Consider the following 12,948-nt stretch of genomic DNA (forward strand, 5'->3'; position numbering starts at 1 on the left):
GAATTGCTTCCAACCTCTCATGGCGCGGACGCCCAGACAATGACCAAAACTGCTTTTCGCTGTGCATTTTTGCACGATAGAATAACCAGATGATCTCTGCCGATGACCTGCGTTTCTTCTTGGAGGTATCACGTACGGGCAAGCTGGTGGCAGCGGCGCGTGGACTGGGCGTTGACCACACGACGGTGGGTCGCCGCATCACCCAACTTGAAAAGGCAAGCGGCGCGAGGTTGTTCGTGCGCTCCCCGGGAGCGTGGGAGCTCACGGAAGCCGGAGAACGCCTGGCCATCCATGCTGAGGCTGTGGAATCATCGCTGCTGGCCGCCGCCGAGGAACTCGGGTCCTCGCCAGGGCGGCTATCTGGCACCTTGCGGATTGCCGCCCCTGATGGATTCGGGGCTTTTGTACTCACCCCGGGACTGGGTAGATTACGAGCACGGTATCCCGACCTCAAAGTGGAAGTAGTTACGGCGACGCGCCTTAATCTGCTGGCCTCAAAGGAATTCGATGTCGGGATTTCGCTGACCCAGCCGACGACCCGGGGGGTTGAGTCTTTCGAACTGGCAGAGTATCCGCTCGGCTTATATGCCAGCACACAGTACCTTCAACGTCACGGACCCATATCTACCGTGGATGAGCTCCTCGAGCACTCCGTGATTGGCTACGTCGATTCGCTTCTGGACATTCCTGCGCTGCGATTTCTGGACGCAGCACTCCCTGGAGTCGGCCCGGCCATCCAAACGAACAACATCACGGGGCAATGGATGGCTGCAGTTGCGGGGCTGGGTGTTGCAGTCCTTCCCTTTTTTATTGCTGAGCCTGATCGCCGGCTCGTTCATATCCTAGATGAATCGGTAGCTATTCGGAGGAAATACTGGCTGGCTGTGCCGCGTGAGCTGCAGCGGCTGGCCAGGATCCGAGCCGCCCATCAGGAACTCAGGGAGCTGGTCCTCGCCCATCCATATCTTGAGGCAACGTCTTCCACCGGGCGCTAAGACCTATGGAACCGCCAGCCCGAAGCTCCGCCCTCTTCGGAGCTGCGCTGGCAGCAAACGCCGCACCGGAATCGCCTGCCTGCCGATACCGATCTTTGCGGCGGATGTCTTCGTTCACGACACCCAGACCGGACTCACCGAGCGCGGATCAACCAGCAGGAGTAGAGAGTCACGTGGCGACTGTCCATGCCGATGGCCGGGCTGAGCCCCCCAAAGACGGACCCGCTGCGTGACTCCGCTGGCCTCCGCTGACCCTGTCCGACCGTCACCATGGCCGCTTCATTTCACCTACCGGGCGCCCCTGAATTCCCCTACGGCTCCAGCAGAAAAGTTCAAAGTTGGGGGCCAAAATTGCCCAGCTAACTCACTGACACTCAAACGTAGGTTATCCGGGGTGGCCTTACTGGCAGGAGGAGATCAACGGATGCCAACGGCCCGTCGCCCCGTCCACCAAACCAAAACGAACGCGCTGGTGACCCCGAATGCGACGCCTGCGAAAGAAAGCAGCGGGTTGTCCCCGGGCGGAAAAGCTGCGATCCATGCATAGGCAACGGCCATGCCGGAAAACTTGAGCATGTTGTGAATCCCGATCCCTAAGCCGGAGGCTCCCGAAGGCGAGGCCGCAAGCGTCTCCGCAGACATGCTCTGAACAACTGAAATCCCAAAGCCTGCAAGGGTGAGCAGAAGAGTCGTAGCCACGACGATCGTCTCCGGTGCTGGCAGCAGATACACCGCTCCCATGCCGATTGCAGCGACCACGTTGGCCAGCAAACCGAGCAATATTACTCCATTAATCGTCAACCAGCGGCACAGAACGCCCGCCAGTGGACCACCCAGGCTCATGGCGATCGCAAGGCAACACAGCACGGCGCCGATGACGTCCGGGCGGGTGTCAAGATGCGCCGACAGGAACAACGGCGTGGCTACAAGGAAAGATCCCATCGCAAACATCGCCGCCGCTGCTCCGGCTGCACTCCCGGCAAAACGGCGATCGATCAGATGGCGAGGGTCAATGAGCGCATCCGGTTTCTGACGGGCCACCCACACGAAGCCCACGAGCAGGACGCTGCCTAAGAGTCCGCTGATTATCGCGGGAGTCGACAGAGTCCGCTGGGCAAACAGCGTGAAGCCGACGACGACTCCCGTGGCTCCCGCTGCCAGCAAAAACAGGCCAGCAATATTTGTCCGAACCGTCCGGTCTATAACTGCCGGCAACGTCGCAAGGAGCAGGCACAGCATAAAGGCGCAAAGTACAGAATGGACGAGGAACACGGCCCGCCACCCTAGCGTTTGGCTAATGGCCCCGCCGGCCAGAGGCCCCAAGACCTGACCGACACCCAAGGCCGAAGCCCACAAGGCGAGCGAGCGTCTGCGCAACGAAGGCCAGATGACGATTAGTGATTTCTGCACTCCGGGGGCGATGAAACTGGTGGCCAGTCCCTGCACGGCACGCACCGAAACGAGCATGCCCACCGTGTCTGCCATGAAACCCATGATGTCCGCGGCTACCATCAGCCCGAAAGCCCACAGCAGCATACGCCGGTTACCGAAACGGTCGCAGCACCATCCGGCCACCGGGACTGCGACTGTCAAGACGACCGTGAAGGCGCTGACCATCAGGACTATCTCAGCGACAGTGGAGGAAAGTTCCGCCCTTATAATTCCCAGAGGCGCGTTGAGTATGTTGCTGGATAACGTGGCCAGCGTAGAGCATCCCAGCAGCCCCCAATATGCAAGCTTTGTGGGTTTATCGGCCAGCAGCCGCAGAGGTCTTGTTATGCGCCATGTGCCCTCTTGCCTGCTCACGGCCCAACCCGGCGGGGCGGCCCGGACCGCTGCAAGGACCCACATTGGCTCGGGGGCAGGTCACGACTCATCATTTGCTGTCAGCGACCCGGTCAAGGCTTAGGCTGCACGAATTATCAGAGGAGACAACTGCACCGACAACCGGGCGCTTGTCCTGTCCCAGATAGTCTCTGGCGTAAAGCCTCGAACCGGTGTGCGGTCAATTTCGTGGATAAAAATACCGTGGCAGTTTTGGGCGACGAGGTAGGGATCGACAGTCGCGATAAGGGCCCCGTGGCTTTGGCCTTCGGCAAGGATGGCTCCGACCATACGGATCGACCGGTCGCCCTGGGCGATATTCCGCGCTCCGGTCACACTGCCGACCTGGAAACCTTCCCGCATATAGAGTGCGGCGTTATCAGGATTACGCCGGTAGAACTCGCAGCGAGCACGGTAGATGCTGTAAATACGGCCGCAGTAGGCCTCCCCGTCATCACGCTTCAGGGATCCGGAGGATGCCAGCACGGCATCCTCCCTCTCGATCTTGGTCAGAATGGCGTCCATCTGATCCCCGTACACCATCATCAGGAGTTCGCGTTTGCTTCCGATGTAGCGGAACAGCGTGGCTTCACCGATGCCCGCAAGCTCTGCGACCTCCCGGGTTGTGATTTGTTCGATGCTCCGTTCACTGAGGAGCTGCTCGGCAGCCGCCTTGATCCGCTCGGCCTTCCCCAGTTTGGACCGTTCCCGAAGGCTCAGCTGCTGCGTCTTGCCAATCACTGCTGTACCTTGCTTTTGGCTCACGAGCGCTGCCCCCTTGAGAGTCTGATCCGAAACATTTGACCTAAGTAAATCAGAATCCATCGGGTCAGGCCATCGTCTCCCTAGCACTGGATCTGGCTTTATCGAGAGATCGCTCCAACTTTGCGAGCTCGTGGACAACGGCTGCGTCAATGAAAACCACGCCTTCTCCTGCCGCGCTCCGGGTGTTCCATTCAGGCTCTCCTGGAGTGAACAGGGCGCTGACACCGGGGGCGCGACGCGAGCTGCGCACCCGATCGGCCATGGCGGCCACCTGCTGGCGGAACTCGTCCGGGTCCGTGAAAGCCTCGATATTCAGGGCGAGGAAAAAGTGGGAACAGTCGTTTGGCTTTTCGGGCCCGGTATACAGGCCTTGAACCGTATCACCCCAGGCGCCACCGCTGAGCATTCCGGTGAGGACGTCCACCATCATGGCCAGGCCAAAGCCCTTGGGACCGCCCATGGGAAGCAAGAGTCCTCGGATCGCTTCGGAGGGGTCCGTCGTTGCGGACCCGTCCGGCCCTGTCGCCCAGGACTCTGGGATGGGAGTCCCATTCTGCTCGGCTGATTTAATCTTGCCGAACGCTGCTTCTGAGAGGGCCATATCCAGAACAAGGTGGAGTCCGTCGGCGCTCGGCGCGCCGATTGCCAGCGGATTGTTGCCGACGACCGCTTCTGCACCGCCGATGGCGGCCATGAGCGGGCGCGTGTTTGCAGCGGCTATGCCCACGTAGCCGGCGTTTGCTGCCTGCAGTACATACCGGGATGCGGCACCGAAGTGAAAGCCGTGCCTGACTGACACGGCACCCACGCCGAACGCTGCAGCTTTCTCCATGGCTAGCGCCATGGCCTGATCAGAGGTCAGCGAACCAAGGGCGTGGCGGGCATCCAGAACACAAACCGCGCCCTGCTCCCGCACTACCTCCGCCCGCTCGTGCTGAGAGACTGAGCCGGCCCGGATGCGCTCAACGTACATAGGCACACGCATCGTGCCGTGGGACCGGACACCGCGGAGGTCCGCCTCAACCAGCGAATCAGTGACGCTTGTCGCCGAAGCCGGAGAGTAGCCCAGCGAGCCGAAGATGCACTCGACTGTCGACCGAAGCCAGGCCTCCTCAACTGAAACCAAGTCTGCTGACATGGTCATCGTCCGCCGGCGAACATCGGCTGGCCTTGGTTGGTCTTCACAATGTAGCCGGCATCCTTGAAGGTCCCGTTTTCCTTCCGGAACTGGCTCATGAAATCCGGCCAAAGCGTGGTCAGCCGGCCGTTCCGGGGGTCAACGTACCAGCTTTGGCAGCCTCCTGAGAGCCAGACGGTACCTTGGGCGCGTTCATCAATGGTTTTCACGTACTCCTCCTCAGCCTCGGCGGTTACCTCGAGGGAGGAGACGGAGTTCTCCCTCATGTACGTTAGGGCCCCAGCTATGTAGGAAATCTGTGTTTCGGCCATGTAGATGATCGATCCTGCGCCCAGGCCGGTGTTCGGTCCAAGCATCACAAAAAGATTCGGAAAGCCGCTGACCGTGGTGCACGCGTAGGCCTGTCCGCCGTTGCTCCAATGGTCTGCGAGCAAGGCTCCGGCCTTGCCGTAGATCCGGTGGGAAATCGGAAGGTCACTTGCCTCGAAGCCGGTGCTCAGGATGAGGACGTCCAACTCGTGGCGTTCACCGGTGCGGGTGATGACCGCATTCCCTTCGATGTGGCTGATTCCGTCCGTTTCCAAGGTGACGTTGGACCGGCCCAGCGCGGGGTAGTAATCGTTCGAAATCAGGATCCGCTTGCAGCCGATCGCGTAGTCCGGGGTGAGCTTTTTGTACAGGCCCGGGTCGGTAACCTGTGATTTGCGGTGGTTGTCGGCAACTTCGGTGATCTGGTCGATGAAAGCAGGGACACCCCTGCGCTGGGGGAAACGTGCCTCGTTGCCCCAGAAAAGCTCATCTCGAATCGCCTGCGCTGTGTGGGGGAACTTGCGGAACATTCCGCGTTCGGCGTCGGTATAGAAGTAATCCAAGCGGGGTATGACGTAGGGAGCGGAGCGCTGAAAGACGGTCAGATGAGTGGCGGTTTCCGCGATTTCCGGAACAATCTGGATCGCGGACGCGCCCGAACCGACCACTCCGATGCGTTTGCCCTCCAGCTCGACACTGTGATCCCACTGCGCCGAATGGAAGATCTCGCCTTTAAAGCTGTCGATTCCGTCGATGTTAGGGAACTTTGGATCCGAGAGGTGGCCGGACGCCGTGACCAGAGACTTGCCGACAAAGGTTCCCCGGGGTGTGGAGACGATCCAGCGTTCCTGGGTCTCGTCCCAGCGGGCGTCAAGCACTTCAGCCCCAAAACGGATATGCGGGATGAGTCCTTCCTCGCGGGCGGCAGCCTGCAGATACTGAAGAATCTCGGGCTGGGTGGCGTAGACCCTTGACCAGTCCGGGTTAGGGCGAAAGGAGTAGGAATATAGATGTGACTGAATGTCACACGCCGCGCCCGGATAGGTGTTGTCACGCCATGTCCCGCCGACATCGGCAGCGCGCTCAAGCATGACGAATGATTGGTTTTTTTCACGAATCAGCTGGATGCCCATGCCAAGACCGGAGAAACCGGTGCCGACGATGATCACATCGACGCTGTTCAACGGATCATTTTCATGGCGGTGGCCGGCTTCGGCGGTTACTGCAGTATCAGGCGTTTTCATCGGTAGTCCTCGTTTCTGTGATTCTGGCTCAAGCGTGGACGGGAGCCAGGACGGCCCCGGCATCATCGGAAGCATGTCCTTGGACGAAATTGTCGATCCGGGTGAAAAGTTCGGCAGGCCGCTCATGGACCACTGCGTGCCCACTGGAAATTTCAACAAAGCGCGAGTCGTCAATCGCTCCGAACAGTGCGTGGCTGTGCCGAATAGGTGCCATCTGGTCATCGGAGCATCCGATGACCAGGGTCCGTGCCCGGACAGCTGAGAGTTTGGCGGATATGTCGACGGTTCTGTTGAGGCGCATCTTGCGTGCCCGGCTGGGCCCGGCCTTAATGCCCGCAATGAGCTTTTGGAGCTCGGCCGGCGGACGTGTGGCCAGGAACCGGGAGCTGAAAGCGGTGAGAAGCATGAACTCGGCCAATGCCTCGGATTCCGAATCGTGAAGCTGCTGCCAGACGGTGTTCCTCAGCTTCTGCTGCGCGTCCGTTTTCATCCACCCCGCGACCAGAACAAGGTTCCGGACCAGTTCGGGCTGTTCAGCTGCCGCCACAGCGGCGACGACAGCTCCAAGGGAATAGCCCACCAGGGTCACCGGCCTGCCCGGCGAAAGCTTGTTGATAACTGCTGACGCCTGACCGACAAAGTGGTCCAGGGCCAGCGGCCCGTTTCCTTCCGGAATTTCATCGACGAAATCGAGGGCGATCACGCGGTGCCGGAACGACAACATGGGCAGCAGGGCGGCGAAGTTGTTTTCTGCACTTCCTCCTGTCCCGTGCAGCAGGACGATGGGCGCCCCACCTCCGGGCTTCTCGCCAGAGTCGTAATACCTGACCTCGACGCCGTCGGCTCTGACGGTGCCCTCGATTATGCCCGGATAAAAACTCACGCTGCTTCCTTTCACCACGCGTCGCGGAACTACCTAATTTTGATAGAGTACTCACAATGAAGTGTACTATCATTAGATCATGGTTGTGGTGCCACTCACAACCTGGAGAATGGGTTCCTGCCTAAGGAGTGTTGTTTCATGAGCGTAGAAAACCAGCCACGAATGCGCGCGGTAAGCCCCGCCAGTTGGGGGCCGCCCGAAGTGCTCCGCGAAGTCGAGGTGGACCGGCCCTCGCCGCAGCCGGGCGAAGTGCTGGTTCGAGTCAAAGCGATCGGGGTGAACCCCACCGATTGGAAGAGCCGCGCTACCGGTGGCAGGAAGCTGTGGAAGAACCCGCCGATCCTGGGGTTCGATGTCTCCGGTGTTGTTGAGGACGTGGCCGAAGGCTCGGTTCTCTTCCGTCCCGGCGATGAAGTCTTCGGAATGCCCTTATTTCCTCAACAGGCCGGTGCCTACGCTGAGTATGTTGCCGGGCCGGCCCGGCAATTCGCCCGCAAACCCGCCGGCCTGGATCATGTCCACGCTGCTGCGCTTCCCCTGGCCGGTCTTACCGCCTGGCAGTCCTTGGTTGATGCCGCCGGAGTGCAGGCCGGCCAGCGCGTCCTCATCCATGCGGCGGCCGGCGGCGTGGGGCATCTGGCGGTACAGAGTGCGAAAGCGTTGGGAGCCTACGTCATCGGCACTGCCCGACGATCCAAACACGAGTTCGTGCGCGGTCTTGGCGCCGATGAAGTGCTGGACTACACCGAAATTGATGTCGCAGAAAGCCTGGACAAGGTAGACATTGTCATTGATCCAATAGGCGCCGAAACCGGACAGCACTCCATCGGTGCTCTGCGCCCCGGCGGAATTCTCGTCTCTTTAATTCCGCGCGGGCACGGCCCCACGGCTGCAGCGGCTTCCGCTGCCGGCGTCCAATACACCTTGGTGGTCGTCGAACCCGACCGCGAAGGGCTGAAAGCGCTGGCCCGACTGGTTGAATCGGGAGAGCTCCGCCCCCACGTCTCGGCCGTCCTGCCTTTGAAGGACGCCCGGGCCGCCCACGAAATGGGCGAGACCGGACGCACGATTGGCAAGATCGTCCTGACGCCGTAGCCTTTGCCGGCCTTTACGACAACGAACCCTGCAATGGGGTCCCCGTCCCGTCCGGCATCCGGGAAGGACTGCACAGTGCCAAAAGCTGTGCCGCGTCGGCGTGATTCTCCAAGGTGAATACAGAATCCGCCAAGGCCTCCATGGCCTCCCACGAAAGTCCGGAGGCCGGCAGGACATCGCGGGCCAGGTCGAGAACACCACCCCGGTCGTACTCGACTGCACGGGCAGGGCCCGAACTGAGGCTGCGGCCGTCAAGCAAGCGGATGCGCACTGCTGCCCGATGATCCGCCCATTGGGCTGGCCTCGCATCCAGCGCTTGTTCGGGCCCAGTCTCAAATTTAACTTTTGCGGCAGCCCTCAGTACGACCGGATCTCCGTGATCCGCCAGATGGCTGACATCGACGCTTCCGTGGACGAGCGCCACCCCCAGGGAGAACTGCATGCTCATCATTGCGGCCGTAGGCGTGGACGGACAGCCTGGGGCATCGACGCCCGGGTAGCTCCTGTCGCTCTGGGCCACGGTGACGAAGACTTCAACGACATCCGCGGCCAAGAAACCGTGGGTTCTTTTGAGCTCGAGAACTCTTTGAACGGCCGCCTGATTGATTGCGCAAACGGGGAATGGCTTGAGGATCACTTCGCTGACCGCCCAGCTCCTTAACCCTCCCAGGATCGTCTCCCGGTCCACGCATTCTTTATCTGCAAAGGCCCTGTAAAAACCCGCGGTTCCTTCCAATGCATCCGGGGCGCCTATCGCTCCGGCCTCTGCGAGCATTGCTGCGTTGAATCCGTTCCTGGCGGCTGCAGCCGTTTGATAACGCCATTCGTCCGTTCCGCGTTTCCACATTTGCGTGATGCCTGCTGAGGAGCTGGCCGCTACGGCAAGTGCATTGGCGATCTGGTCCGCTCCTCCCCCGCGCGCTTTTGCGACGGCGCCCGCGCCGGCAAAAGGACCGTATAGTCCCGTGGGTCGGAACCCCCGCCGCGTGGTAGCCGCTACCGAACTCCGGCCGATGGCGGCGCCCACTTGGTAGCCTGCAATCATGGCGACAAGGAATGCCTGGCCATCCAAGGATCGGTTCTCCGCCGCGGCCAACAGCGGCGGTATCACGCAACTGCCAAAGTGACTTACCGAACCGGGGTGCTCATCGTGCTGGGCACGCGCTCCCATAAGCAATGAGTTCGTGTAAACGCTCGCCTCATTCGGACCGCGCACGCCATCGGTCAAACGGGTCGCTGTCGCCGCGGAGGGCGCACCATCTGGCCAAGCCACCCGGTCTTGCCCGGGGATGCTGAGGTTACGCGCCCCGAGGGCAACAACGAGATTATGGCAGAGAACGGTCTTGGCCTGTTCGACAACTGTCGGTGGCAACTGCTCATAGGACAGGCCGTCAAGATACTCCGCCAGCCCGGCGATGATAGATGGTTTGCCTTCAGCGATCACGGCACAACTCCCTGTCGTGTGGAATGGCATCCTCATTGAGCGCCGTCGGCCCGAAGGCGGGTCCGCTATTCAGCGGCCACCTTCTCCTGTTTGTCGGCACCAAGCCGTGCCGCCAGGCGCCGGCGGCGTTTGCCGACAAATCCCAGAATCACGCCAGCGCCAAGTGCTATGAAGATAGTCAGTGATATCGGGTCCGTAACGAAGATGGTAAAACTGCCCCCAGAGAGCAGGAGCGACTGCCGCACGGAGCTCTCCAGGATCGGTCCAAGAACGAAGGCAAGGACCAGGGGGCCCGGGTCAAACCCGGTCTTTTTCATGAGCCAACCGATCACGCCGAACACGAGCACCACCCACATATCGAACGGGTCGTTGCTGATGGAGAATACGCCGACCATGACCACCAGCAGGGCAAAGGTGACGAGGATGCCGGCACGGATCCGGAGCATCTGGACGAAGACCCCGACCAAGGGAATGTTCAGCGCAAGCAACATCAGGTTGCCGATGAACATGGAGGCAATAACGCCCCAGAAAACCTCGGGGTTGTTGGTCATCATCTGTGGTCCGGGCGTAATGCCGTGGACCAGCAAGGCCCCGAACAGCAGGGCAAGAACGACGTTCGATGGGATTCCAAGCACGAGCAGCGGGATGAAGGCTGAGGTCGAGGAGGCATTATTAGCGGTTTCGGGTCCGGCGACTCCTTGGATAGCGCCATGCCCGAACCTGCTGGGATCTTTGGCCCGACGTTTCTCCATGGCATAGGACGCCAGTGAGGAAAGGACACCGCCGCCGCCCGGGAGGATTCCGATGAAAAAGCCAAGTACAGAACCACGTGCAATGGCGCCGGACGAGTCCTTAATATCCTTTCGGGAAGGCCAGATATTTTTGATCTTCGAGGTGAAGGCCTGGACTTTTTCCGTCTGCTCCAAGTTATACAGAATCTCACCAACACCGAACAGACCCATGGCAACGGCCACAAAGTCCAGTCCGTCGAGCAGCGACGTCTGGCCGAAGGTGAAACGAGGCTTGCCCGTCACCAAATCCTGGCCGGTGGCTGAAAGCAGGAGCCCCACCGCAGCCATACACAGCGCCTTGATCGTGGATCCTGTGCCAAGGGAGGTCACGAGGAAGAGCCCCAATACCATGAGCGCCACGAAAGCCGGCGGGCCGAAAGCAAGCGCCGCATCGGCAAGCACCGGAGCCAGTAAAACCAAGCCGATGACGGACACTGTACCGCCGACGAACGAACCAATCGCGGAGATTCCGAGAGCCGGGCCTGCACGACCTTGCCTGGCCATCTGATAACCGTCAAAGGTCGTCACTACGGAGGCGGCTTCACCCGGCAGCCTTAGAAGCACGGAAGTTATTGTTCCCCCGTACATGGAACCGTAATAGATGCCGGCCAGCAGGATGACGGCAGCAGTGGGGTCAAGGGTGAGCGTCACAGGCAGAAGGAGCGCGATTGTGGCCGTCGGCCCGAGTCCGGGCAGGACGCCGATGGCAGTACCCAATGCCACGCCGATGAATACATACAACAGGTTCATGGGGTCAAATGCCACCGAGAACCCCAGGGCCAGGTTGTTCAACGCGTCCATATCAGACTCCCAAAGCCGAGAAGAGTGTAACGACGACATCCCTAGGGAAAGGAACGCCCAACGCCACTACGAAAAGAAAATGCATGACCACCGCTCCGGCCACGGCGAGCGGCACCGCCAGCCGCCATGGTTCCTCACCAAAAGTCTTCAGCCACAGCGCGAGCATCAGAAACGCCGGGATGAGGAAACCGATCATCTGGAAAAGTAGGATGAACAGTCCCAGGCTCGCCAAACCCCCCGCAATTCCCAGGGCGCGGCGGTTCCACTGCTCGCATTCCGACGGGTCCTGGACAAAGAAGAGAACGGCCGCCGTTACCGTCAGAAACACTCCGACAATGAAGGGCCACAAGCCGGCTCCCGGATTATTCAGCTCCCCCAATGACAGCTGGTATGCGCCAACCATCGCGGCAACACCGACCAATACTAAGATGATCGGAATGACACGTGGCCATTGCGAGCGGGTGGGCTTCGCAAGCACCGTGACCTCCTGTGGCGCCTTGCTCCCTGCTGTGGAAGTCATGATGCTCTGCATCCCCTTTCCGCGACTTACTTCTTCAACATGGTCTTGTAAACGGTCGCGCCCTCGTCGAGGATCCCCTTGAGAGCTTCGGCGTCATCGAACTTCTCCGGGACAAAGCGTTCCCCGATAATCTCGACCGTTTTAGAGTCCTTGAGGCACGTCTCCAAGCTCCCGGCAAGCTTGGATGTCGCCTCCTCCGGCAGCCCGGCAGGGCCGGCCAGTGCGTACGTGGTTACAGCCAGGGTCAGGTCAGGGTAGCCGAGCTCGACGAGGGTGGGAGTGTCCGGCAGGTGCTTCTGCCGCTCTTCAGAGGAGACAGCAAGCGCCTTAAACGAACCGTCCTCGATCCGGTCAGAGACCTCGGGGGCATCGTTGATGAAAGCCGCATCCGCGTGGCCGCCCAACAGTGCTGTCGTCGCTCCCGCGCTGCCATCGAAGGGAACGACCGTGATGTCCACTCCATACTGTTCCTCGAGCCGCTGCAGCTCTACGGCCTGGGGTGTAGACGCCCCGGATACACCGACGTTGAGCTTGCCAGGATTAGCCTTGGCTGCAGCGATGAACGCCTCAGCGTCCTTGTAGGGCGAGTCCTTCCCGACCACCAGATTCATCGGTACATGGGAAATGACCCCGATCGGGGTGATGTCGTCCTTCGAATAATCGAGACCATTGACCAGCGGCGTCAGGACAGTCATTCCGGTCGACACAATCGCCACCGTGTGCCCGTCAGCTTTCGAACCGATCAGCTTCTGCATTCCCAGCGCCCCGGAACCGCCCGCTACGTTCTCGGCGACCACTGACTGCCCAAGCTCCTTGCCCAGACACGGAGCAAGAGCGCGGGCCGTAACATCGGTCGGGCCCCCGGCGGCATAAGGAATGATGAAGCGGATCTTCTCGCTCGGATACCCGCCGCCCGATTGCGCGCCGGCAGTATTGCCGCAGCCCACGACTACAACCGACATAATTCCAACGCTGGCAAGTACACCAGCCGTGCGGGCGATTTTCTTATTCATGAGGTCTCCAGTCGCAGTGTGAGCTTCGTTGCTTACTCGTCGGCTAATAGAAGTGCGCTATCAAAACTTCCGTCCACCTGAGATTAGGGGACGGATCGGATGTAAGTCAAGTCACAGTTGCTGCGT

At 60.5% G+C, this 12,948-nt stretch carries 11 protein-coding genes; 2 read left to right on the forward strand and 9 right to left on the reverse strand.

What is annotated here, in order from left to right:
* Positions 1-89 precede the first annotated feature (89 nt).
* The gene (locus M1E01_RS18880; RefSeq protein ID WP_457973041.1) at positions 90-995 is read left to right on the forward strand and encodes a LysR family transcriptional regulator; all 906 of its coding nucleotides are present in this window, start codon (positions 90-92) and stop codon (positions 993-995) included.
* A 417-nt stretch (positions 996-1,412) separates the two neighbouring features.
* Here the strand turns inward: M1E01_RS18880 and M1E01_RS18885 are convergent, their stop codons facing one another.
* The 5 genes from M1E01_RS18885 to M1E01_RS18905 all read right to left on the reverse strand — a co-directional run bounded on the left by M1E01_RS18885 (position 1,413) and on the right by M1E01_RS18905 (position 7,158).
* Entirely contained in the window at positions 1,413-2,846 is a 1,434-nt protein-coding gene (locus tag M1E01_RS18885) for an MFS transporter (protein ID WP_457973042.1), read from the reverse strand.
* A 54-nt stretch (positions 2,847-2,900) separates the two neighbouring features.
* Entirely contained in the window at positions 2,901-3,584 is a 684-nt protein-coding gene (locus M1E01_RS18890) for a TetR/AcrR family transcriptional regulator (RefSeq protein ID WP_457973043.1), read from the reverse strand.
* Between the two features lie 64 nt (positions 3,585-3,648).
* Positions 3,649-4,722, reverse strand: a complete 1,074-nt coding sequence (locus M1E01_RS18895) for an Ldh family oxidoreductase (RefSeq protein ID WP_457973044.1) — start codon at positions 4,720-4,722, stop codon at positions 3,649-3,651.
* A 2-nt stretch (positions 4,723-4,724) separates the two neighbouring features.
* Positions 4,725-6,275 carry a flavin-containing monooxygenase gene (locus M1E01_RS18900; RefSeq protein ID WP_457973045.1) on the reverse strand — a complete coding sequence of 517 codons (1,551 nt, stop codon included), beginning with the start codon at positions 6,273-6,275 and terminating at the stop codon, positions 4,725-4,727.
* A 28-nt stretch (positions 6,276-6,303) separates the two neighbouring features.
* The gene (locus M1E01_RS18905) at positions 6,304-7,158 is read right to left on the reverse strand and encodes an alpha/beta fold hydrolase (RefSeq protein ID WP_457973046.1); all 855 of its coding nucleotides are present in this window, start codon (positions 7,156-7,158) and stop codon (positions 6,304-6,306) included.
* Between the two features lie 138 nt (positions 7,159-7,296).
* Between M1E01_RS18905 and M1E01_RS18910 the strand changes: the two genes are divergently transcribed.
* A complete protein-coding gene (locus M1E01_RS18910; protein ID WP_457973047.1) occupies positions 7,297-8,253 on the forward strand; it encodes an NADP-dependent oxidoreductase in 957 nt (318 codons plus the stop codon).
* 13 nt (positions 8,254-8,266) lie between these two features.
* Here the strand turns inward: M1E01_RS18910 and M1E01_RS18915 are convergent, their stop codons facing one another.
* The 4 genes from M1E01_RS18915 to M1E01_RS18930 all read right to left on the reverse strand — a co-directional run bounded on the left by M1E01_RS18915 (position 8,267) and on the right by M1E01_RS18930 (position 12,822).
* Positions 8,267-9,697 carry an MmgE/PrpD family protein gene (locus tag M1E01_RS18915; RefSeq protein WP_457973048.1) on the reverse strand — a complete coding sequence of 477 codons (1,431 nt, stop codon included), beginning with the start codon at positions 9,695-9,697 and terminating at the stop codon, positions 8,267-8,269.
* 65 nt (positions 9,698-9,762) lie between these two features.
* Positions 9,763-11,289: a tripartite tricarboxylate transporter permease gene (locus tag M1E01_RS18920; RefSeq protein ID WP_457973049.1), complete on the reverse strand. Its 1,527-nt coding sequence runs from the start codon at positions 11,287-11,289 to the stop codon at positions 9,763-9,765.
* A 1-nt stretch (position 11,290) separates the two neighbouring features.
* On the reverse strand, positions 11,291-11,809 hold the full coding sequence (locus M1E01_RS18925; RefSeq protein WP_457973050.1) for a tripartite tricarboxylate transporter TctB family protein: 519 nt from the start codon (positions 11,807-11,809) through the stop codon (positions 11,291-11,293).
* Positions 11,810-11,835: 26 nt separating this feature from the next.
* On the reverse strand, positions 11,836-12,822 hold the full coding sequence (locus M1E01_RS18930) for a tripartite tricarboxylate transporter substrate binding protein (RefSeq protein WP_457973051.1): 987 nt from the start codon (positions 12,820-12,822) through the stop codon (positions 11,836-11,838).
* Positions 12,823-12,948 lie beyond the last annotated feature (126 nt).

It is taken from the genome of Arthrobacter sp. D1-17 (assembly GCF_054130535.1).